The organism is Streptomyces sp. NPDC050549, assembly GCF_040655035.1.
Lineage (GTDB): Bacteria > Actinomycetota > Actinomycetes > Streptomycetales > Streptomycetaceae > Streptomyces.
In genome coordinates this window covers 280,058-300,978 of the sequence record NZ_JBFAJD010000004.1, presented here as the reverse complement: position 1 = coordinate 300,978, position 20,921 = coordinate 280,058, and the positions used below count along the sequence as shown (strand labels likewise).

General features: G+C 68.4%; 21 protein-coding genes and 1 pseudogene. 12 read left to right on the top strand and 10 right to left on the bottom strand.

The features are described 5' to 3' along the window. Positions 1-75: 75 nt before the first annotated feature. Positions 76-1,689, top strand: coding sequence for an MFS transporter (locus tag AB0I51_RS09360; RefSeq protein ID WP_362972993.1), 1,614 nt, complete (start codon positions 76-78; stop codon positions 1,687-1,689). Here AB0I51_RS09360 and AB0I51_RS09355 read toward each other — a convergent pair. Then, positions 1,654-2,214, bottom strand: coding sequence for a hypothetical protein (locus tag AB0I51_RS09355; protein ID WP_362972991.1), 561 nt, complete (start codon positions 2,212-2,214; stop codon positions 1,654-1,656). The genes AB0I51_RS09360 and AB0I51_RS09355 overlap by 36 nt on opposite strands. A 112-nt stretch (positions 2,215-2,326) precedes the next feature. Beyond that, positions 2,327-3,385, bottom strand: a complete 1,059-nt coding sequence (locus AB0I51_RS09350; RefSeq protein WP_362972989.1) for a LacI family DNA-binding transcriptional regulator — start codon at positions 3,383-3,385, stop codon at positions 2,327-2,329. A 148-nt stretch (positions 3,386-3,533) separates the two neighbouring features. Between AB0I51_RS09350 and AB0I51_RS09345 the strand changes: the two genes are divergently transcribed. The 4 genes from AB0I51_RS09345 to AB0I51_RS09330 all read left to right on the top strand — a co-directional run bounded on the left by AB0I51_RS09345 (position 3,534) and on the right by AB0I51_RS09330 (position 7,731). After that, on the top strand, positions 3,534-4,652 hold the full coding sequence (locus tag AB0I51_RS09345) for a substrate-binding domain-containing protein (RefSeq protein ID WP_362972987.1): 1,119 nt from the start codon (positions 3,534-3,536) through the stop codon (positions 4,650-4,652). Positions 4,653-4,847: 195 nt separating this feature from the next. Then, positions 4,848-5,882 carry an ABC transporter permease gene (locus AB0I51_RS09340; RefSeq protein ID WP_362972985.1) on the top strand — a complete coding sequence of 345 codons (1,035 nt, stop codon included), beginning with the start codon at positions 4,848-4,850 and terminating at the stop codon, positions 5,880-5,882. Next, a complete protein-coding gene (locus AB0I51_RS09335; RefSeq protein WP_362972983.1) occupies positions 5,879-6,661 on the top strand; it encodes an ATP-binding cassette domain-containing protein in 783 nt (260 codons plus the stop codon). Before AB0I51_RS09340 ends, AB0I51_RS09335 begins: the two co-directional genes overlap by 4 nt. Beyond that, a complete protein-coding gene (locus AB0I51_RS09330) occupies positions 6,658-7,731 on the top strand; it encodes an aldose 1-epimerase (protein ID WP_362972981.1) in 1,074 nt (357 codons plus the stop codon). Before AB0I51_RS09335 ends, AB0I51_RS09330 begins: the two co-directional genes overlap by 4 nt. 7 nt (positions 7,732-7,738) lie before the next feature. Here the strand turns inward: AB0I51_RS09330 and AB0I51_RS09325 are convergent, their stop codons facing one another. Beyond that, on the bottom strand, positions 7,739-7,861 hold the full coding sequence (locus AB0I51_RS09325) for a hypothetical protein (RefSeq protein WP_362972979.1): 123 nt from the start codon (positions 7,859-7,861) through the stop codon (positions 7,739-7,741). Between the two features lie 192 nt (positions 7,862-8,053). Between AB0I51_RS09325 and AB0I51_RS09320 the strand changes: the two genes are divergently transcribed. Then, positions 8,054-9,214: a hypothetical protein gene (locus AB0I51_RS09320; protein WP_362972977.1), complete on the top strand. Its 1,161-nt coding sequence runs from the start codon at positions 8,054-8,056 to the stop codon at positions 9,212-9,214. Positions 9,215-9,520: 306 nt separating this feature from the next. Here AB0I51_RS09320 and AB0I51_RS09315 read toward each other — a convergent pair whose 3' ends face one another. The 6 genes from AB0I51_RS09315 to AB0I51_RS09290 form a co-directional block, all read right to left on the bottom strand. Further along, positions 9,521-10,540, bottom strand: a complete 1,020-nt coding sequence (locus AB0I51_RS09315) for a hypothetical protein (protein ID WP_362972975.1) — start codon at positions 10,538-10,540, stop codon at positions 9,521-9,523. 105 nt (positions 10,541-10,645) lie between these two features. Then, positions 10,646-11,458, bottom strand: coding sequence for a hypothetical protein (locus AB0I51_RS09310; protein WP_362972973.1), 813 nt, complete (start codon positions 11,456-11,458; stop codon positions 10,646-10,648). Positions 11,459-12,374: 916 nt separating this feature from the next. Beyond that, positions 12,375-12,728: an ASCH domain-containing protein gene (locus tag AB0I51_RS09305; RefSeq protein ID WP_362972971.1), complete on the bottom strand. Its 354-nt coding sequence runs from the start codon at positions 12,726-12,728 to the stop codon at positions 12,375-12,377. Next, positions 12,725-13,846, bottom strand: a complete 1,122-nt coding sequence (locus AB0I51_RS09300; protein WP_362972969.1) for a hypothetical protein — start codon at positions 13,844-13,846, stop codon at positions 12,725-12,727. Before AB0I51_RS09300 ends, AB0I51_RS09305 begins: the two co-directional genes overlap by 4 nt. A 67-nt stretch (positions 13,847-13,913) precedes the next feature. After that, a complete protein-coding gene (locus tag AB0I51_RS09295; RefSeq protein WP_362972967.1) occupies positions 13,914-14,345 on the bottom strand; it encodes a hypothetical protein in 432 nt (143 codons plus the stop codon). Next, positions 14,342-14,758, bottom strand: coding sequence for a hypothetical protein (locus AB0I51_RS09290; RefSeq protein WP_362972965.1), 417 nt, complete (start codon positions 14,756-14,758; stop codon positions 14,342-14,344). Before AB0I51_RS09290 ends, AB0I51_RS09295 begins: the two co-directional genes overlap by 4 nt. Before the next feature lie 119 nt (positions 14,759-14,877). On the opposite strand from AB0I51_RS09290, the gene AB0I51_RS09285 reads away from it, so the two are divergent. From AB0I51_RS09285 to AB0I51_RS09270, 4 genes and pseudogenes are all read left to right on the top strand, one after another. Then, positions 14,878-15,921, top strand: coding sequence for a hypothetical protein (locus AB0I51_RS09285; RefSeq protein WP_362972963.1), 1,044 nt, complete (start codon positions 14,878-14,880; stop codon positions 15,919-15,921). Beyond that, the gene (locus AB0I51_RS09280; protein ID WP_362972961.1) at positions 15,918-16,607 is read left to right on the top strand and encodes a YdcF family protein; all 690 of its coding nucleotides are present in this window, start codon (positions 15,918-15,920) and stop codon (positions 16,605-16,607) included. The genes AB0I51_RS09285 and AB0I51_RS09280 overlap by 4 nt, the downstream gene beginning before the upstream one ends. Beyond that, positions 16,549-17,361, top strand: coding sequence for a WbqC family protein (locus AB0I51_RS09275; protein ID WP_362972959.1), 813 nt, complete (start codon positions 16,549-16,551; stop codon positions 17,359-17,361). Before AB0I51_RS09280 ends, AB0I51_RS09275 begins: the two co-directional genes overlap by 59 nt. Continuing rightward, positions 17,358-17,552: pseudogene (locus tag AB0I51_RS09270) on the top strand (flavoprotein); the annotation flags it as partial. The gene AB0I51_RS09275 and the pseudogene AB0I51_RS09270, both read left to right, overlap by 4 nt. 219 nt (positions 17,553-17,771) lie before the next feature. On the opposite strand, the gene AB0I51_RS09265 reads toward AB0I51_RS09270, so the two are convergent. Next, the gene (locus AB0I51_RS09265) at positions 17,772-18,440 is read right to left on the bottom strand and encodes a hypothetical protein (RefSeq protein ID WP_362972957.1); all 669 of its coding nucleotides are present in this window, start codon (positions 18,438-18,440) and stop codon (positions 17,772-17,774) included. Between the two features lie 352 nt (positions 18,441-18,792). Between AB0I51_RS09265 and hemL the strand changes: the two genes are divergently transcribed. Together hemL and AB0I51_RS09255 are read left to right on the top strand one after the other, a co-directional pair. Beyond that, complete coding sequence (hemL, locus tag AB0I51_RS09260) at positions 18,793-20,100, top strand: glutamate-1-semialdehyde 2,1-aminomutase (protein WP_362973131.1); 1,308 nt, start codon at positions 18,793-18,795, stop codon at positions 20,098-20,100. Beyond that, positions 20,097-20,786 (top strand): histidine phosphatase family protein, encoded by a 690-nt coding sequence (locus tag AB0I51_RS09255; protein ID WP_362972955.1) that lies wholly within the window; start codon positions 20,097-20,099, stop codon positions 20,784-20,786. Before hemL ends, AB0I51_RS09255 begins: the two co-directional genes overlap by 4 nt. The last annotated feature ends 135 nt before the right edge of the window (positions 20,787-20,921 follow it).

The window sequence follows — 20,921 nt, the reverse complement described above, 5'->3', positions numbered from 1 at the left end:
AATTGACAGGGGTGTTGTAATTCCCTACGGTCCAGGCGCCAGGTCTTTGTCGATCGCACCCGAGGTTGTTCATTGATGACGACGTCCACGACCACGTCCGTGACCACACCCCTGACATTGCCCAGGTCGAGACAGCGGATGATCCTCCCCGTTCTCATGCTGTGCTCGCTGCTGATCTGGCTGGACAACACCGTCCTGAGCACCGCCCTGGAGACCCTCGCCGACCCCGTCCGCGGACTGGACGCCGGCCCGGCCGAACTCCAGTGGGCCACGGGCGCGTACACCCTGGCCTTCGCCACCTTGATGTTCACCGCCGGCGCACTGGGCGACCGCTTCGGACACCGGGCCGTACTCACCGTCGGACTCGTGGTCTTCGCCGGGGCCTCGGTGTGGGCGGCGTACGCGGGCGACGCGGGCCAACTGATCGCCGCACGGGCCGCGATGGGCGTGGGCAGCGCGCTGATCATGCCCGCCACCCTGGCCATTCTCGTGTGGACCTTCACCGGCCCCGCGCGGTCGACCGCGATCGCCGTATTCTCGACGTCCGCCGGTGCCGGAATGGCGGTGGGCCCGGTGCTGGCCGGCGTACTTCTCGACCATTTCTGGTGGGGCTCGGTCTTTCTGGTCAATGTCCCGGTCGTGGCGGTCGCGTCGGCAGGCACCGCCGTCCTGGTCCCGAATTTCCGCAGCCCCGCCCGGCGCCCCCTGGACCCGGCCGGAATGCTGCTGTCGATCAGCGGACTCGCCGCGTTGTCCTACGGGCTGATCCGCGCCGGACAGGTGACCGCCTGGAGCCGTACGGACGTCTGGGCCCCGATCGCCGTCGGACTGGTCCTGCTGGCCGCCTTCGTCCTCGTCGAACTGCGCGCCGAGGTGCCCGGCTTCGATCCCCGGCTGCTCGCCCGGCGCACCTTCGGCGGCGGCAACGCGGCCCTCGGACTGCTGCTCTTCGCCGTGGCCGCCGTCACCTTCTGCAACGCGTTCTACCTACAGGGCGCGCGTGGCTTCTCGCCGACGGAAGCGGGCCTGGCCGGTCTTCCGACCGCGGTCGGTGCGATCGCCGGAGCGCCCCTGGGCGCGCGGCTGGTCCGCCGCACCTCGCTCCCGGCCGTCGCCCCGCCGTCGCTCGCCGTGGCGGCGCTGACCATGGGCGCGTACGGGTTCCTCGGACTGGACACCCCGCTCGTCCGCATCGAGATCCTGCTGCTGGTGCAGGGGCTCGCCATCGGCATGGTGATCGGCCCGGTGACGGCGGTGCTGATCGGCTCCCTGCCGTTGGAACGGGCCGGCGCCGGATCGGCCGTCACCAACACCGTGCGGCAGACCGGCAGCGTGCTCGGGATCGCGGTCGGCGGCACGATCATGTCGATCGTCTACCGGCGCGCGATCGAACCCGCGCTGAGCGACGTCCCCGGCCCGGTACGGGACCGGGCGCGGATCTCCGCCGAACAGGCCCGGCACACCGCCACTACGCTCCACCGGCCCGCTCTCGCCCACGCCGCCGACGACGCGTTCCTGCACGCCATGCACGTCGGCGCCGCCTGGATCATGCTCGCCGCACTCCTCGGGGCGGCCGCGCTGACGTTCGCTCTGCGGCCCGGGGCGGCCACCGATTCCGTGGCGAGTGCGGTGCCCGATCCCGAGCCCCTCCGCCTACCCGGTGACGGGGCCGAAGCGGAGGCCGAGTGACCGGGGGCCGAGTGGCCGGGTCGGCGAGCCGGACGACACCACGCCGACCAGGATTCGGTCGTTGTGCCCCGGAGACGGAGCACCGATGCTCACTTCTCGGAGTCGGACCAGGTCACCGCAAGTGCTCGCAGATCTGCTCGGGGGCGCCGTCGCCGCCCAGCGCTCGACCGACGTGTAGCCGGGGTGCAGAAGGGACTCGAACCGGATCGTCGCGTAGACGTACCCGACCTGGACGCGCCCGTCCGCCCCGGGTTCAGGGCCGGTCGTCTGCGCGTACTCCCGCAGTTCGTCGTCGACGCCGACCATGAGGGACAGGTCGAGTTCGAGGGTGCCGCTCGCGGAGCAGTCGACCGGCTCGCTCTTGAAACGGGACGTGAACGGGAGGACGAGCCGGTCACCGCCGGGCAGGGTGATCTCAAGTGGCGGTACGGCACGGGCCGTTGGCGCCAGGTCGGCCGGATTGGCCAACGCCCTGGCGACGTTCCGAGGGCGCAGACAGATGTCGTGGCCGTGGATCAGCCCCACACGTCCCCCTCCGTCCCGGATCGAACGGCGGCACCTTCTCACGTCCCGCCGCCCGGGCGCTTGACGGTTTCGTGCGCGCGGCCCGTTCATGAGGGTCCTCTTTGAGGAGCCGCTAGTTCTGGCGGGGCCCTCCGGCCGTGATCTCGCCGGATCCCCGCTCGATCAGCCGGGTCGGAATGGTGACCGCGCGGGTGGGTGACCGGTCGCCGTCCAGTCTGCTGAAGAGCATCTCGGCGGCCGTCCTGCCCAACTGCTCGACGTCCTGGGCGATGACGGAGATCCCGGGGCTGAGGATGTCGGCCAGGGGGAAGTCGTCGAAGCCCACGTGGGCGACGGTGTCCTGGAGGCCGAGTGCGCGCAGCGCTCGCACGGCCCCTATGGTGACGAAGTTCTGGCTGGTGAACAGCGCGGTGGGCGGGTTCGGCAGTGCCAGGAGCCGCCGGGTCGCGGCGATCGCGGATTCCTCGCTGGCCCCGGTGTGCCGGACGATCTCGTCGTCGTACTCGATGTGCCCGACTTCCAGGGCGTGCCGGTAGCCGTCGAAACGCTGGGCGGCGGTGGAGATGGTCGCGCGGTCGCCGAGGTAGGCGATGCGGCGGTGGCCGGACTTCAGCAGGTGGTTGACGGCGGTGAGGGAACCCTGCCGGTTGTCGGAGACGACGGTGTCCGCGTCGAGCAGGCTGGGCTCGCGGTCGACGAAGACCATGCAGGTGCCCGAACGCTGCTCGCTGATCAGATAGCTGTGGTCGCGGCCGGCCGGCACGATCACCAGGCCGTCGACCCGCCGGTCGATGAGAGCACGGGCCAACTCCCGTTCCCGGGCCGGGTCCTCGTCGAGGCTTCCGACCAGCACGAGCACTCCGCGCGCCCGTGCCACGTTCTCGACGGTTCGGCTCAGGGCCGCCGAGAAGGGGTTCGCCGAGTCCTCGACGAGCATCCCGATCGTGGCCGTCCTGCCGTCCCCGCGGCGCAGACTGCTGGCGGTCAGGTTCGGCCGGTAGCCCAGTTTGTCGGCCGCCTCGCGCACCCGGGCGGCAATGGCCGGATCGACGGTGGGCACCTCGTTGACCACGCGGGAGACCGTCTTGATGGCGACGCCTGCCAGTGCCGCCACCTCGCGCATGGTGGGGCGGCTGCGGGGGGACGGCGACGGCGGCTCGCCCTGAGTCATCGTTGTCTCCAACTGATTACGCGTTACCGACTTGTTGCCGACGCATGTTTACCAGTGACTTGACGCGCTCGTCCATACGGGCCCACTATCCCGTCGAGTCAACGTTGTCTCGGCGTCGACCAAGGGACGGCTCGAAAGGGATCACGTCATGAACCTCTCCTCCAGCCAGGCGTCGGGCCTCCGCAGTCGGCGCACCCGGGCGGCAGCCATCGGCGTCACCATGTGCCTCGGTGCCACCCTCGCCGCCTGCGGCTCCTCCGACTCAGGCTCCTCGTCGTCCGGCAGCGGGAAGGTAGGCGTTTCACTGATCCTGAAGACGCTGAGCAACCCGTACTTCGTGAGCATGGAGAAGGACGCCAAGACCCAGGCCGCCAAGGACAAGGTGAGCCTCACCGTGGCGGCGGGAACGTCGGACGGCGACACCCAGACCCAGATCACCGCCATAGACAACGCCGTCTCGCGCGGCGACAAGGGCATCCTGATCACCACCAACGGCGACGCGGTGAACACCGCGCTGAAGCGCGCCAAGCAGGCCGGTCTCTTCGTGATCGCCCTGGACACCGCACCCAACCCGGCGAACGTCGCGGACATCACCTACGCGACCGACAACGAGCAGGCGGGCAAGCTCGACGGCCAGTACGCGGCGGCGGCCCTGGACGGCAAGCCCGCGGTCATCGCCATGCTCGACCTGTTCAACAACCAGGTCGTCTCGGTGGACATCGACCGCGACCACGGCTTCCTGGAGGGCATGGGCATCGACCCGGGCAGCAAGACCGAGAACGGCAAGGAGGCCAAGACCGGGAAGTACACCGCCGGCAAGGGCGGCACCTACACGGTCGCCTGCCACCAGCCCACCCAGGGCGCCATCGACGGCGGACGCACCGCGATGGAGAACTGCCTGTCGGCCAACCCGAACATCAACGTGGTCTACGCGATCAACGAGCCGGCGGGCGAGGGCGCGTACAACGCGCTGAAGGCGGCGAACAAGGAGAAGAGCGTCGCGATCTACGCGATCGACGGCAGCTGCTCGGGCCTGAAGAACGTCACCAGCGGAGAGTTCGCCGCGGACGCCGTGCAGTACCCGGGCAAGATGGCGGCCCTCGGCGTCAGCTCCATCGCGAAGCTGGCCCGCGGCGGCAGCAAGCCCAGCGTCACCAACGGCAAGTCGTTCTACGACACCGGCACCGCGCTGGTCGCCGCCAAGGCCATCGGGGGTCTGACGGTCCAGTCCCCGACGCAGGCCGCTTCCGCCTGCTGGGGCAGCTGACCCGGTAGCCCGGGTGGGCCGCCGGCAGCCGTCACGGCACCGGCGGTCCACCCGCACCACACGATCCGACGAGCCCGTACGTCATGAGTTCGTGCTCGTACGTCATCAGCCCGTCATGAGCCCGTACCTCATGGGTCCGTACCTCATGAGCTTCTACGAAGGCCCGCACGAGGGACAGAACCGGAAGGACCCCCTGTGACCACCCACGTGGACAGTGAAGCGACACCGGCGCCGGCGGAGGACTTCCTCAACCGGCCCGCCACGCTGGCCCAGCGCATCCAGTCGGTGCTGCACCGTCAGCCGGCACTCAGCCCGGCGATCGTCCTGGTGCTCGCCGCCATCGTGTTCTCCCTGGTCAACGAGCGCTTCTACGCGTTGCAGAACCTGTCGCTCATCGCCCAACAGGTAGCCGTCATCGGCTCGTTGGCCGTCGGCCAGACCGTCATCATCCTCACGGCCGGCATCGACCTGTCCATCGGCGCGGTCATGGTGCTGGCCTCGCTGCTGATGTCGAAGCTCGTCGCCGACAACCACCTGCCGGGCGTGCTGGCCCTGCTCGCGGGAGCCGCCGTCGCCGTTGCCGCCCAGGCCGTCAACGGGCTGCTGGTGACCAGGATCAAGCTGCCACCGTTCATCGTTACGCTCGGCACCCTCAGCATCTTCACCGCGATCACGCTGATCTACGCCAAGGGCCAGACCGTCTCACTCCAGCCCGGCAACATCCTCATGTGGAGCGCGGACACGGTCTCCGTCGGGCAACTGAACCTGACCACCGGCGTCCTGCTCATGATCGCCCTGTACGCGGTCGTCGGCTACGCGCTGCGCTACACCGCCTGGGGCCGGCACCTGTACGCCGTGGGCGACGACATCGAGGCCGCCCGCCTCGCCGGCATCTCCGTCAACCGGGTGCTGCTGAGCGCCTACGTGGTCGGCGGTTTCGCCATCGCGGTGGGCGCCTGGATCCTGGTCGGCCGGGTCGGCGGCGGCGACCCGAACAGCGGTCTCAACGCCAACCTGCAGTCCATCACCGCCGTCGTCATCGGCGGCACCAGCCTGTTCGGCGGACGCGGCGTGGTGCTCGGCTCGCTGATCGGCGCGCTCATCGTCCAGGTCTTCGTCAACGGTCTTGCACTGGCCGGGATCGACCCCAACTACCAAGTCCTGACAGTCGGCGTCCTGGTGATCGCGGCTGTCTCCGTCGACCAGTGGATCCGGAGTGTGAAGTCGTGACGACCCCCACCGCCCCCGTTCTCGAAGCCAAGGGCCTGGTCAAGGTCTTCGGCCGGGTCGTCGGCCTGAGCGACGTCGACCTCACCCTCTACCCCGGCGAGGTCCTCGCCGTCATCGGCGACAACGGCGCCGGCAAGTCCACCCTGATCAAATGCCTCTCCGGGGCGCTCGTCCCCGACCGGGGCAGCATCCTGGTCGACGGCTCCGAGGTGAACTTCAAGCGCCCGCAGGACGCCCGCGAGGCCGGCATCGAGACGGTCTACCAGACCCTCGCGGTGGCCCCGGCGCTGGACATCGCCAGCAACCTGTTCCTCGCCCGCGAGATCCGCCGCAAGGGTGTGCTCGGCTCGGTGTTCCGCATGCTCGACACCGGCGAGATGAAGCGTCAGGCGTCCGACCACATCAAGCGGCTGGGCATCAGCACCCTCCAGAACATCAACCAGGCCGTGGAAACGCTCTCCGGCGGCCAGCGGCAGTCGGTGGCCGTCGCCCGCGCGGGCGCCTTCGGCGGCCGGGTCGTCATCCTCGACGAACCCACCGCCGCGCTGGGCGTCCGCGAGACCGGCCAGGTGCTCAAACTCGTCCGCGACCTGCGCGACCAGGGCCTCGGCATCATCCTGATCAGCCACAACATGCCCAACGTCTTCGACGTCGCCGACCGCATCCACATCCAGCGCCTCGGCAGCTGTGCCGGGGTCATCACCCCGCAGTCGCACTCCATGGAGGACGCGGTGGCCATCATGACCGGGGCGAAGAAGCTCGTTCCGGAAGCCGGGTGACAGGCGGGGGCGGTGGCGTTACGTCCGACACGTACCGGATTGGCGCTACGGCCGACACGTTCCGGATCGCCGAGGGCCACCTCGGCGACGAACCCACCGTGACGGTCTCCGCGCCGGACGGTGCCGTGCGCGCCGTCCTCGCCCTGCGCGGAGCGACGCTGCTGAGCTGGCAGGTCGGAAGCGGAGCGGCCGGGCAGCCCACGGAACTGACGGAACTCACGGACGGCTACCGCGACGAGGCGGAACTGCGGTCGCAGGACGGCGTACGGGCGGGCCTGCTCGCCCCGTTCCCCAACCGCGTCGCCGACGGCCGCTACCACCACGACGGCCGTGAGCACGACCTGCTGCCCGGCCGCGCCGGGGACCGCACGATCTACCACGGCTTCGCGCGCGAAGCGCCGTTCCGGCTCGTCGCGGCCACCATGACGCCCGACTCGGCACGGCTGCTGCTGCGCAGCACGACCGTCCGACCGGGCCGGTACCCCGGCTACCCGTTCGCCCTCGACCTGGAGGTGGAGTACACGATCGGCCGCCGTGACCTGGGCATCGAGATCCGGGCGACGAACGTGGGGGAGACCACCGCCCCCTACGCGGCGGGCTGGCACCCGTATTTCACCCTCTCCCGCCCCATCGACGACATGGTCCTGCGGATCCCGGCCCACACCCTGATCCGCACCGACGCCTCCCTCATCCCCCTGCCCGGAACGGAAGCCCTGCTGCCTCTGGACCGCTGCCCCGACATGGACTTCCGTACGCCGAGGAGGCTCGGCACCGCCGTCATCGACGCCTGCTTCGCCGACCTGGCTCCCGGCCCCGGCGGCCGGACCGAGACGGTACTGAGCGACCCCGTGACCGGAGCCGAGCTACGGGTGTGGCAGTACGGCGGCTACCTGCACGTGTTCACCGGCGACACCCTGGCCCGCGACCGGCGCGCGTCCATCGCCCTGGAGCCCGTCGAGGTACTCACCGACGCCTTCAACCGCCCGGAACTCGCCGCCGCCCTGTCACTGGAGCCGGGCCGGCGGCGGGAGTTCCGTTTCGGGGTCGTGTACTTGCCCTCGACGCACTGAGCCGGCGTCAGCCGACCGCTGTCGCCTCCGGTTCTCGGACCGACTCCGTCCCCGACTCCGGCTCCGGCTCCGTGATGATCGCCTCGGCATCGTCGAAGTGCTCGGCCGGCAGGGCGGCCTGGGATGTCACCGCGCGAATGGCAGGACAGGACCGACAGCGCCTGACAGGCCGGCCGGCGCGCCCGGTTCCACGACGCAACGCCAATGCGACAGACAACCGTCAAGTGGCGGGAGACAGGGCCCTGTTGTCGGTAACGTCCTGTATCAACCGGCGTAGAAAACGATCAATGATCATGGAAGCCGGATCACGGGGCGGGAGCACATGACAAACCAGCCGGTGTTCGTCCTGGGCGAGGAACTGCAGGCTCTGGAGCGGGCCGAGTTCGAGACCGAGGCGGAGTTCCAGGAACTGCTCGCACGTCATCCACGGGTGCTGGACTTCGGCTCGCTGGCCGATGGCCGACCGCTGCGACTGGTGCTGGTGGCCCGGGAGATGGGGGTGCCGACGAGCACGGACAGTGCCCCGGCGTACTGGCTGGACCACCTCTTCGTCGACGCCGACGGCGTGCCGACCCTGGTCGAGGTCAAGCGGGCCACGGACACCCGCATCCGGCGTGCGGTCGTCGGCCAGATGCTCGACTACGCGGCGAACGCCGCCCGTTACTGGCCGGCCCCACTGCTACGGCGTTCCTTCGAGGACACCTGCGCCAAGGACGGCAGATCGCTGGAGGAGGCGTACGGGGAACTCCTCGGCGACCAGGACGACCGGCCCGCGGAGGAGTTCTGGACGACGGTCGAGGAGCGGCTGGCCGCCGGACAGATGCGGCTGCTGTTCGTCGCCGACCGGATTCCGCTGGAGCTGCGGGCGATCGTCGAGTTCCTGAACCGCCAACTGCGCCAGACCGACGTGTACGCCGTCGAGCTGACCCAGTACCGCGGCGGCGGCGACCTCCGTGTCCTCGTCCCCCGGGTGCACGGCGAGGTCGCCACGGCGGCGAAGTCCCCCTCGGGCCACGCACCCCCCACGCAGCGGACCACCCGCGCCGACATGGACGCGGCGATCGCGTCGCGCCCCGACCCGGACGTACGGCGGACCGCGACCGCCCTGCTCGATCACGCGGCGTCCGAGGGCCGGCTGGAGTGCGGCACGGCCAAGTACCGGAGCATGCGCATCTACTACCGAGTCTCCGGCCGGGACGTACCGATCGCGACGCTCTCCCTCCGCGAAGACCCGGCGAAGGACGACCTCTCCTTCGCCTTCGGCTCAATCACCTATCACCTCGGCCACGAGCGGGCGGCGGCATTTGCGGCTTCCCTGCCGACCCTCCCCGGCCTGGCGGAGAGGCTGGAGGCGCTACCGGCGAAGGGCTACAACGGCTGGCCCTCCGTCTCGCTGACCACCCTCGCGTCCGAACCTTCCGCCGTGGAGGGGATTCTGTCCGCGATTCAGCAGCTCGTCGACGGTGAGGGGGCCTCCGCCTGACGACGGGCGGCCGGGGGCCGGACGAACACCTGAGCTTCCGGCACTGAAAAGGGCGAGGCCCGAAGACCCCGCCCGAATCCCACGAAACCCCAGCTCACGGCCAAACAAGGCAGTACGGCTGATGCCCCGCCTCATGCAACCGGTGGCTGAAGTCCTGCCACTCGTGCAGCGAATGGGAGCGGGAGGGGGCTGACCTGGGGTTCCTTGACGATGTGTGCGCCGACCAGGGGAAACGCCTCTCGGTAGTTCTCACTGGTCTACGCCGTTTCCCAGGCTCATGTGCCCTGGATGTGCCCCCATGGGCATCTACCGAAGTACGTCGATGAGGGTTTCGCACAGGGCCTTGGCATCAGTGAGGGCCTGTCGGCACATGTCCTCGGTGGGTACGAGGCGCTGGCCGATTCGTGCGGATGAACCGGGCACCCGGGCCAGGTACTTCTCGTCCACGATGCCGTCGTTGTGGGTGAAAACGTGCCGGGCGGCCCAGGTTTCGAGGAGGCGCTGCCATGCTTGCGGGCCGAGGACGGTCCGCAGGTCGGAGAAGCCGGCGTCGATGATCAGATCGGCCATGGGGTCGAGACGCTGGAAGATAGCCCCTTTGCCGTTCAGGAGGCTGTCCGCATGCGGTACGGCCGTGCGGAAGAGGGAGGAAGCCAGGTATTCCACGACTCCGACCACGCTCTTGACAGTGTCCACCCAGCCGCGAGCGAAGACTCCTTGCTCGCGCAGCAGTGCCTTTGCGTCCGAAGGCAGAGCTTCCAGCGCGTCCAGGCGAGCTGTATCGGCCTGGAGCGCGTCGAAGGCAACCGATGTGGCCGGGAGCGGACCGCATCCGGGGCAGTACCGGTGTTCGCTGAAGACGGCGTAGTTGATGTGGCAGCCCGGGCACGTGCGGATACGGACGAGCTGTTCCTCGTCGATCCCAGGCAGGGGACGGGGAAAGAAGGACTGCGATTCGTACGAGAAGGAGAGGCCGCCGCTCCGTGAGCCACGGGGTAGACGGCTGAACATCTTCCGTAACTCGTGACTGACTAGTTGGCGACCGAAGTCGCTCACGGCCTGCACGGCACGGTTGCGTTGGTGTTCGGTCACGAACTCCGAGTGCTCCGCATGGTGACCGCAGTAGACGCACCACAGGATGAGATCGTCAGGCAACGCCTCGTACTGCCGGGCGTCCATACGGAAGACCAACGAACACTCGGGGCACTGACGGCCGAAGAACCCTTGGTCGTCGGAGGGCATGCTGACGCGCATCTCGAACGAGTCGCCCTGGTGGCCGACGAATTCCGCGCCATCGGCCATTCTGAACCTGTGGTTGTCGCGCATGAGTTGATTGTTCCCCTCGGCACTGACAGTGCCGTCTGAACGTGTGATGTGCGGCTCGTTCGGTGATGGCGCCTGACGGCACCCTGGCACTGGACGAGACGCGGGTCAGCGGTGGCAGGTGGCGCGTTCCCTAAAGAGGTCGAAGCCGCGCTGCAGCATTGCGACCGTGCGGTCCGTGGCCCAGAACAGCACCTTGGGGGAGCTGGTGATTTGGGTGAGGTTCACGCGCCCTTGGGTGTCCACGATGTTGCGCTCCAGGACGCTGAGGGTGCCGTGCATGTCGCCGTGTGCCAGCGAGCTGCAGCTGCTCCATACGACCTCGGCCTGGCCCGAACCCATGGGCGTCAAGGCGCCCGCTTCACGCACGATCTCGGAGTAAGTCGCCGGCTTGAGGGCCTTCTTGGCGTCGGCCGGGGCCGTGCCCGCGTTGACCACAAGGTCAGTCAGCTGCTGCATCCGTACGTTCAGCGGGCGCCGGGGCTGCTGCTGGAGGAGGGCGGCCATGACGTCGGCGTGCTTGTGCTCGCCGGCCTGCATACAGAGCCGCCGTTGCACGCGTACGAGTCGTTGGGCGGGCCCGAGCATCCACACCGCGCGGGCGCTGTTCTCGAAGGCGCCGCGCAGGAGCGAATACTGCCCGTGGGTGTGGAGCGTGACGGACACCGCGTTGTCCTGCGGGTCGCCCGCGAACGTGGAGCGGAAGCAGTGGAGGTGGTCGACGGCCACACTCAGGGCGTTCCAGGCGTTGTGCGAGACCTGGTACGGGTCTGTTTTGGCGTCGTCGCCGGCCAGGGCGCTGCCGGGCTGAACCTGCCACTGCTTGGAGTCGGACTGGGTGAGGCTCTCGTACGGCCGGGCGCTATCCAGCAGCGCCAGGATCCGCCTGAGGAATTGATCTTCCTCGGTTGTGGTTGTCACGGCTTGAGCCTATGGGTGAGGGCCGCGACGGTGCGCGGAATTTACATACATACCCGAACTGTCAATTCTGGAAGAGCCGGAAACCCGGCACCGATCGCAACTGCGTACTCATGCCCCGTAGTGGCGTCGGTCCGGAGATCTGAGGGAATCGATCACGTGATGCATAGAGCGATGAGAATTCGGGTGATCACGTGCGTGATGGTGTAGGCCAGCAGAGATGCTTGTGCCCGTCGAGACGGAGAATCCCGACGGTGAGACTGCGCAGGCCGGACATGGTGGGGCCTGGAAGTCCCTGTTGCAGCGCAGATACCGGCCGTGCCCTCATGTCGGGCTCACCCGGCTCGATGGTGGTGCCGCTGCCTCCGCACCTCGCTCAGGGGACCTCGACGTTGTCCACGATTTCCTCGCATCGCCGCTGCAGCGGGGCGGCATGGGACCAGCTACTGACGGATTCACTGACAGGTTTCCCCTGCCCATCGCGAAAACGCGTTGTGGCCTACAGCGCGGGTGGCGATCCTGAAGAACGTGGATCAAAACGTACGCGGCTTTGCCCTCGACATGGTGCGCAGTCTTCTTCCCACCTTCGATCCGGTGCGTCGAAGCCGGGTGCGCCGGGCCGCCCGCAGTCTGGTGGACTGTGAGCCGTGGCCCGCAGATGACGTCACCGTTGGAGGCGACGTCGCCAAGCTCGCTCTCGTGAACCTGTTGTACCTGCAGCGAGAGACCCGTAGAACGGCCTCGTCCGGCGGCGGGGAAGCAGCGGTCCGGCTGGCGAGGTCCTCGATCGAGACGTGTCTGCTTGGAATGATGTCCCTGGGAGCTCATCGTCAACGGGCCGTCGACAGCGGGCTATTGGGGTAATAACGGACTCCTATTGGTAGGGGCCGAGTATGGAACATGCGCGGCGGTCTGCGAGTCAGTCGAGAAGCCGGATTTCGATGGCCAGGGTGCCCAGGGCCTCCTTCTCGGGTGGATAGATGGCGCGAATATTGGCGAGTTGCTCGTCGCGGGTGGCGGTGGGGTTGACGTTTGAGGGTCCCTCGCCGTCGAGCAGGGCTCCGAAGCCTGCGTACTCGATCACGCGCTTGACCTCGACCTCGCAGGTCTCGTCCGTGCCCTTGATGCGGAATCGGATGACGTCACCGGCCACGAGGTCAGCGAGGTGTGGGTATTTGACCCGTACCTCGATGGTCTTGATGCCGGCGCTGACGAGGTCGAAGTACCGACGGTAGAGGTTGAGTTCGCGGACGCGTGGGGTGGTGTTGCTCATGGGGCGGGAATGCTCCTGGTCGCTGGTGCGGTGATCAGGCGGCCGATCTCGGATGCGGAGTACGAGCGGAAGAAGTGCCGGGGGTCGGACAGTAGGGTCTCGGCCATGGCCAGCAGTTGGTCGGCGTACTCGGTGACATTGCTGGGCCATTGTCGGGTGTCGAGCATCCAGGCGGCGGCGCCTTCGGGCAAGGGGGCGTGGCCTTCGCGGATGAGGGACTTGGAGAGTTTCGCGCCGGTGTCGGTGACGACTTGTGGGCAGAACAGGCGGGCGGGGAGCTGGGCACGAGTGAGGCCGACGGCTTGGAGGGCTTCGTCGACGAGGAGGGAGCCGAAGACCCAGTCGCCGCCCTTGACCATGACGTGCAGAGTTCCACCTGCCCCCGTGCTGGTGAGGGCGAGTTCCTTGACGAGATTGCGGTACAGGGTGGCCAAGTCGAGGTAGGCGCCGGCGGTAGGAGTGATGGTGACCTGGTGAGGGCCGTGGTGGAGGCAGACGGCATCGACCTCGGCACCTTCTCGGTCGGTGAGGTGCACGCGCGTGCGTTCGGCGTGCTTCTCGGACCAGCCGCAGCCGGGGTGCGGGCAGGGGATTCGAAGGTGTGGGGTGCCGGTGGAGGGGGCGAGCCACCAGCGGGCGGCGTCGAGCCGGGGCAGTAGCCGCAGCCAGGTGCGGCGGAAGTGTTCGCCGGCTTGCTGGTGGGTGTAGGTCTCGACGCGGTGTGGGATGCCCAGGCGCCGGGAGAGAGCCGTGAACAGGGGTTGGTACAGGGCGGCGACGAGGTCGGTCAGAGCCTGGTCGCCGAGGGCCTGGGCGTAGGCGCGTTGGTAGCGGTGGCCGCTGGCCGGGTCTGTAGCCAGTTCGTACGGAGCGTTGTCGAGGGCGCTGAAGAGCACCTCGGTGGGGATGCCGAAGCGGTCACGCAGGCGGGCCGCCATGGCGAAGGCGAGCGATTGTACGAGCGAGGTGCCGATGTGCGGGGCGCCGTTGATCTGGGTGCCGACGACGAGCACGATCCGCTCGGGCGGAGCGGCCAGGATGCGTGGCGTCAGGACGTCCTCGGCGCGGAGAAGGGCGTTGGCGAGGACGGTGTTCGGTGAGACGAGGTGGGGCGTCATGGATGTCCCCTTGTGGTCAGGTCGGAGGGAAGTAGGTGTTGCCGGGTCTGACGGGGCGTCCCTGGCACTAGAGACCGGCGTCAGTGCGCGCTTCTTCTTGGGCACAGGCGACGTACGGGTGTTGGAGCGCGGTGCGGAGGGCTTCTGAGTCGGTGAGGGTGTCGTCGTCCGGTAGCTCGCACCAGCCGCCGAACCAGTCGTCGAGCCGCTCCATGCCGGGTGCGACGAGCCAGGAGTTGGTGGAGAGGTGCCGTACCGGCAGGTCGTCCCAGAGGTCGGCGGTGCCGGTCGCGATGGCGTAGTAGAGGCGCTCGTTGGGCCCGTCGTAGAGCACCGGGCCGATCGACGCACCGTTACCGCGAAGGCGGGCTAGGGCCAGGAGACCGGTCTCGGCCGAGGTGCGCACGAGGTCCCAGCCGTCGCCGACCTTCAGCAGACGCAGTCCGGGCACGTCGCTGACCATGGGTGCGCTGCGCAGCGCGTCGCGTACGGAGATCATGTGTCCCCCTGCGGCCGGAGATTGGGGCTCGTGCCGACGGAAGGCGCGGACTCCGTGGTCGACTTGAAGGAGCGGACCACGATCAGACGGCCGCCCGTTCGCCCTATCTGCCGCTTGCGTTCGGTGCCGATGCTCCTGGGGCCGAGGTGGCTGAGGGCGGGGACCACGGCGCCGTAGGTGTCGGGTAGTTCGAGGGTGTCGACCAGCCCGATGAAGGCGGGGGAGCGGATGGCCACCGTGGCGTCGCGGTCGGTGAAGACGCCGCAGAGGGCCAGTTCGTGTCGGCGGCAGTAGTCGGTGAGGCAGTCGACGAGCGCCGCATGGCGGACCAGGCCGCCGGTGACGTGTCGTAGGTAGCCGAAGACCTGCGGGAAGGCGACGCGTCGGCGTTCCGTGATGAGTTCGTCGTCCATGTCCACAGCGTCGGTCGGCGTGAACGGCCTTGAAATGACCTGCTGTTGTACTTCCGTTGCACTTCCCGCCCCACGTCGTCACCGAGAGTGCTTCCATACGTGACGGAGGGAGGTAATCCGTGGTCAGCGTGCGGCAGTGGACGGGCCGGGAAGCGAGCGTTCTGCGCGCTGCTCTGCGAATGAGCATGCGGGCTTTCGCCGAGCACCTGGGTGTCGCGCTGCGTACGGTGGCCAAGTGGGAGAGCCTGGGAGCCGAAACCCAGCCCCGGCCTGATACCCAGGCGATCCTCGACACCGCGCTCGCTCGTGCCGACGCTGCTGCCCATGCCCGGTTCGAGGCGGTGCTGTTCCCGGAGCGGAAGAGCGTGCGGCCGGCGGACTACGAGACCTGGACCGAGGACATCGAGCGCGCCGTAGTCTGCGTCAGCCGCCAGGACTTCCCCTTCGCCGCGACCTTGTTGAACCGCTGGCTGGCGAGCCGTGACGCGCACGGCCTGGATGACAAGGGCCTTTATCTGTACGGGCGTTCGCTTGTCCTGCTCGGTGATGTACAACGAGATCAGGGCGCGATCCTCGGCCCGCTGTCTGCCCGACAGTCCTACCTGACCGCGCGCGACATGTTCTCCGAGCTCGCGATCCCGCGCCGGGTCGCCCAGATCGAGCTGTCCCTCGCCGTCGTGCAGGAGATGTCAGGTCAGCTCGAAGCCTCCGCTCGATGGTATGAGCAACTCGCCGCCGACCAGCGGCTCAGCCGACGGGACCGAGCCCGGGCCCGGTTGTGGATCGGCACGGCGCTGAGCAAGGAGGGCAACAACGAGTACGCCACCAACCTCATGGCTGCTGCCACCCGCGAGTTCGAAGAACTCGGTGAGCCGGAGGACTGGTCCGTGGCGCACCAGAAGCTCGCCCTGGCCCACCGCGGCGCCGGCGACCTGAAACAGGCCCTGCACTACATCGACATCGCGCGCACCACCGGCACGGTTGACTCCCCGATGCAGCGAGTGCGGTTGGACACCGCGTACGGGCACATCCTTCTGTCGGATGCGGCGACCCGGAATGATGGGCTGTCCGTCCTCGATCAGGCGGCGCAGGTGGCCCGGCAGTTCGGGCTGAGCCACCAGTTGCGCAGCATCGAGGGCATCCGAAAGGGCCAGCAGGGATGAGTCAGGGAGTGCCAGTGCCGGAGCACCAGCAGCGTCAGATCACCGACGAGCAGTTCCACGATGCGACGTTGATCTGGAACTACCATCAGATGGGACACGAGGTGCGCCCCTGCTCGGCGGCGATCGGCCTGGGAAGTCACGACCTGGGCGTGGCCACCACGACCGCCGACCTCTACCGCGTCGGCCTCTTCCCTGTCGTGGTGTTCAGCGGCGGCAACAGCCCCACCACCCGCGCCCGTTTCCCGCGCGGCGAGGCCGTCCACTACCGCGAGCACGCGCTGACCCTGGGCATGCCGGACGAGGCGATCATGATCGAGTCGAAGGCGGCGAACACCGGCCAGAACATCACCTTCTCTCGGGAGTTGCTGGCCGAGGCGGGCGTGGAGGTGGAGTCGCTGCTGCTGATCTCCAAGCCGTACATGGAGCGCCGCTCGTACGCGACCTGTCGCAAGCTGTGGCCCGAGGCTGAAGTCGTCTGCGCCTCCGAGTCGTTGGAGTTGGACGACTACATCAAGTCCATCGGCGACGAAAAGCTCGTCGTCGACATGCTCGTCGGGGACCTGCAACGGGTGATCGAGTACCCGAAGGTCGGCTTCGCCGTCGAGCAGAACGTACCGGGGGATGTGCATGACGCTTACGAGCGCCTCCTGGGCGCCGGCTTCGACAGCCGACTCATCAACAGCTGACACACGTCGACTCGGGGCGAGCGGCGGGGCGTGCGCGATCCACCAGCCGAACCTGTTTCCTCGGCTGTCCACGCTGGCCAAGCTGTTTGCCGCCGACCGGTGGATCGTCCTCGACGATGTTCAGTTCGCTCGCCGGGACTACCAGCAGCGCACCCGGCTCGCGGCTCTCGACGACCCGAGCAGGCAGCAGTGGCTCACACTCCCCACGCACCTGCCCAACGGACGCCCGACGCTCGTCAACCAGACGTTGCTCGTCGAGCCGCGCCTGTCTCGCCGAACGGTCAGCCTGCTCATTCGCCAGTACTACGGGCGTAGCCGCTACTGGCCTGCGGTGAGTGAGGTCCTGGACGTGGTCCTCGATCGGTTCGAGAACACGGACCGTGTGGCGGACCTCGCGAGGACATCGACCCTCGCCCTGCTCACCGCTCTCGGCTGGAATGGTGAAGTGCTGGAAAGCAGCGCCATGCCGACTCGCCAGGGCCGGTCCGAGCGACTGGCCGACCTCGCCGTGGCCACCGGCAGCAATTACTACCTGTGTGGCACCGGCGGCCTGCGCTACCTCGACTACCAGCCGTTCGCCGTCCATGGCATCACCGTTGTGCCTTTCCACACCCCTGTGGATGCAGGCGACCGGCTCTGGAAGTGGGCCCGACGGGTCAGCAGCCTCTGGGCGTTGAGTGCGACCGGCCCGAGTGAACTGGCGACCAGACTGACTGCCGAACGAGAAGTTCGCCTCAACGGAGATCACGCGTGAGTGATCAGCCCGACAAGCCGTTCCTCCAGATCGTGGTCTGCGCGGCCGGGGTCACCGCTGACGTCAGCAAGTTGATCACCGCAGCGCACGAGCGGCACTGGGACGTCGGTGTCGTCGCCACCCCGCAAGGGCTCGGCTTCCTCGATCTGGAGGCGGTCGAGGCGCAGACCGGTCTCCCTATCCGCTCGGCCGCACCTGCTGCCGTTCAGCGAGACCCGCACCCGCAAGGCGATCGACGACGCCCTCACGGAAACGGAAGCCGAGGCGGAAGACGAGGGCGACCCATCCGGCTCTCAGGGAACATCAGCGCCCCCAGCGAAACCAATGTGCCCTGGCCGCCTGACGGCCCCTCTGGGGACATGAAAAAGGCGAGGCCCGAAGACCCCGCCCGAATCCCACGAAACCCCAGGTCACGGCCAAACAAGGCAGTACGGCTGATGCCCCGCCTCATGCAACCGGTGGCTGAAGTCCTGCCACTCGTGCAGCAGTTGGTAGACATTGAACGCGTCCCGAGGTCCGCCCCGGTCCGGCACCGTCGACCAGATGAACGCAGCCGCGCCCACCGCCTCCTCGCCGATTCCGCGGAGCGGGTCGACGACCGTCATCGGGAGTTTGACGACGGCGTAGTCGGGGTGGAGGACGACAAGTTCAAGCGGGGGCACCTTGTTGAGCGGGACGCCCTCGATGCCGGTGAGGACCATCGCGGCCATCGTCTCCGGCTTGATCTTGGTGAACATGCCGTTCATCCCGAGCTCGTCGCCGCCGAGTTCCTCGGGGCGCATCGAGATCGGGACGCGGGCCGCGGTCGCGCCGTCGGGCGCGCCGAAGTATTTGTACGTCACCCCCACCCGACCACCATTCCTGCTCCCCGCCCGCAACTGATCGATCCGACGTTCGATACGTCGCTCATCCCGATCCGACTCACCCGAACCCGAACCCGAACCCGAACCCAAACCGGGTCCGGACCCGCCCTGCCGCGCCTCGGCGGCCTCCTCCGCGTCGCGTCGGTGCTTCCCCCGCCGGGCACGCCGAGGACCCAGATCGTCAGTCCCCTCGCCCAGTCCGCCACCGCGATGCATATCTCCACCCGACTGCTTTTCTGGGACGCGTGGCCCCAGCCGCGCAACCCGATCATCGTGTCAGTGACCTCCCCCACGGCCGCCCGCCGAAACGTGCGCTGAAACACCTGTCCGCAGGATCTGCGCAAGCCCTGTACACCGGCGCCCGCATGAGCTGTGTGTATCTGTGTGTATCACCTCCCAGTCTCGCAGATGGGTGGGGGCCCGTGCCCGCGCTCCCGCCGCCTACCCTGAGGAGGTAACTGAGGTCCCGGAGTCCGAGAAGTCGGAGAAGTCGCAGGTCATGAGCCAAACGCCAAGCGAAACGCCAAGCGAACCGGCAAGCGAACCGGCAGGTGTCCTGCCCGGCGCACTGCCCTATCCCTACGAAGCACCCGTCTCGCAGGCTCTTTTCGACCGTGCGTCGGTCGTCACACCGGGCGGTGTGAACTCCCCGGTGCGCGCCTTCCGAGCCGTGGGCGGCACGCCCCGGTTCATGGTGTCCGGCAACGGGCCCTATCTGACGGACGCCGACGGGCGCGAGTACGTCGACCTCGTGTGCTCCTGGGGGCCGATGATCCTCGGGCACTCCCAGCCCGAGGTGATCGCCGCCGTGCAGGACGCCGTCTCGCGCGGGACCTCCTTCGGGGCCCCCGGTGAGGGCGAGGTCGCGCTCGCCGAGGAGATCGTCGCCCGGGTCGGGCCGGTGCAGCAGGTGCGGCTCGTCAGCAGCGGCACCGAGGCGACCATGTCCGCGATCCGGCTCGCCCGTGGGTTCACCGGGCGGCCCAAGGTCATCAAGTTCGCCGGGTGTTACCACGGTCACGTCGATGCCCTTCTCGCCGCCGCGGGCAGTGGCGTCGCCACCTTCGCGCTGCCCGACACCCCCGGCGTCACCGGCGCCCAGGCCGGCGACACGATCGTCCTGCCGTACAACGATCTCGAAGCCGTGAACGAGGCCTTCCACCGGCATCCCGGTGAGATCGCGTGCGTGATCACGGAGGCTTCGCCCGGGAACATGGGGGTCGTGCCGCCGGCGGCGGGGTTCAACCAGGGGCTCAAGGACGCCTGCAGCAAGAACGGTGCCCTCTTCATCTCCGACGAGGTCATGACCGGGTTCCGGACCAGCCGGGCCGGGTGGTTCGGGATCGACGGGGTCACGCCCGACCTCATGACCTTCGGCAAGGTCATGGGCGGTGGCTTCCCCGCCGCCGCGTTCGGCGGGCGTGCCGACATCATGGGGCACCTCGCTCCCGCCGGGCCCGTCTACCAGGCCGGCACTCTCTCCGGGAACCCCGTCGCCACCGCCGCCGGTCTCGCCCAGCTGCGGCTCCTCGACGACGCGGCCTACGAGACGGTGGACGCCGTATCCGCGCAGATCCAGGCGCTGGTCACCGAGGCGCTCAGCAAGGAGGGTGTCGCGCACCGGCTGCAGAACGCCTCCAACATGTTCTCCGTGTTCTTCACCGACCGGAGCGTGCGCAACTACGAGGACGCCAAGGCACAGGAGTCGTACCGCTTCACCGCCTTCTTCCACTCGATGCTGGCGCAGGGTGTCTATCTGCCTCCCTCGTCCTTCGAGTCCTGGTTCGTTTCCACGGCCCACGACGAACGGGCCATCCAGCGGATCGCCGACGCCCTCCCGGCGGCGGCCAGAGCGGCGGCGGAGGCCACCCGATGAGCAGCAGCGCCACCCATGACATCACCGTCGTGCACGTCATGCGGCACGGTGAAGTCGCCAACCCCGACGGGGTGTTGTACGGGCGGCTGCCCGGCTACCACCTCTCCGAGCTGGGGCGGCAGATGGCCGACCGGGTCGCCGAGCACCTCTCCTCCCGCGATGTCACGCATGTCGTCGCCTCCCCGCTGGAGCGGGCGCAGGAGACCGCCACGCCGATCGCCAAGGCGCACGGGCTCGACCTCGCGACCGACGGGCGGCTCATCGAGGCCGACAACGTCTTCCAGGGCAAGACCTTCGGGGTCGGCGACGGCGCGTTGAAGAATCCGGGGAACTGGAAGTACCTCGTCAACCCGTTCAAGCCGTCGTGGGGCGAGCCCTACGTCGACCAGGTCGTGCGGATGGTGGCTGCGCTGGACGCCGCCAAGGACGTGGCGCGCGGGCACGAGGCGGTGCTGGTCAGCCATCAGCTGCCGATCTGGATCGTGCGGTCCTACGTCGAGCGTCGGCGGCTGTGGCACGACCCGCGGAAGCGGCAGTGCACGCTCGCGTCCCTGACGAGCTTCACCTACCGCGGCGACAAGATCGTGTCCGTCGGCTACACCGAGCCGGCCCGTGATCTCGTCCCGGCGCATCTCCTCGCGGGCGCGAAGCCGGTGAAGGGGAAGGACAAGGCGTTCGGCGCCTGAAATGCCCGAATAGCGCAATCCGGGCGCTCGTCAGGACCAGTTGTCGGGACGGGCCTGTGACATTTGTTTCGGAACCCACACGGTTCCTGGCGAACTTTCTCGTCCGTCGCGTCCTCTCACAGGTAGACCACAGAG

Excerpts from the sequence above, each read along its gene's own strand:
- AB0I51_RS09295 (WP_362972967.1), bottom strand. The coding sequence starts at position 14,345 with ATGATCTCCGTACGCGACGCGCTGCGCAGCGCACCCATGGTCAGCGAC.
- AB0I51_RS09300 (WP_362972969.1), bottom strand. The coding sequence starts at position 13,846 with ATGACGCCCCACCTCGTCTCACCGAACACCGTCCTCGCCAACGCCCTT.
- AB0I51_RS09275 (WP_362972959.1), top strand. The coding sequence starts at position 16,549 with ATGACGCTTACGAGCGCCTCCTGGGCGCCGGCTTCGACAGCCGACTCA.
- AB0I51_RS09265 (WP_362972957.1), bottom strand. The coding sequence starts at position 18,440 with ATGCATCGCGGTGGCGGACTGGGCGAGGGGACTGACGATCTGGGTCCT.
- AB0I51_RS09280 (WP_362972961.1), top strand. The coding sequence starts at position 15,918 with ATGAGTCAGGGAGTGCCAGTGCCGGAGCACCAGCAGCGTCAGATCACC.
- AB0I51_RS09345 (WP_362972987.1), top strand. The coding sequence starts at position 3,534 with ATGAACCTCTCCTCCAGCCAGGCGTCGGGCCTCCGCAGTCGGCGCACC.
- AB0I51_RS09320 (WP_362972977.1), top strand. The coding sequence starts at position 8,054 with ATGACAAACCAGCCGGTGTTCGTCCTGGGCGAGGAACTGCAGGCTCTG.
- AB0I51_RS09305 (WP_362972971.1), bottom strand. The coding sequence starts at position 12,728 with ATGAGCAACACCACCCCACGCGTCCGCGAACTCAACCTCTACCGTCGG.
- AB0I51_RS09315 (WP_362972975.1), bottom strand. The coding sequence starts at position 10,540 with ATGCGCGACAACCACAGGTTCAGAATGGCCGATGGCGCGGAATTCGTC.
- AB0I51_RS09255 (WP_362972955.1), top strand. The coding sequence starts at position 20,097 with ATGAGCAGCAGCGCCACCCATGACATCACCGTCGTGCACGTCATGCGG.
- AB0I51_RS09360 (WP_362972993.1), top strand. The coding sequence starts at position 76 with ATGACGACGTCCACGACCACGTCCGTGACCACACCCCTGACATTGCCC.
- AB0I51_RS09350 (WP_362972989.1), bottom strand. The coding sequence starts at position 3,385 with ATGACTCAGGGCGAGCCGCCGTCGCCGTCCCCCCGCAGCCGCCCCACC.
- AB0I51_RS09290 (WP_362972965.1), bottom strand. The coding sequence starts at position 14,758 with ATGGACGACGAACTCATCACGGAACGCCGACGCGTCGCCTTCCCGCAG.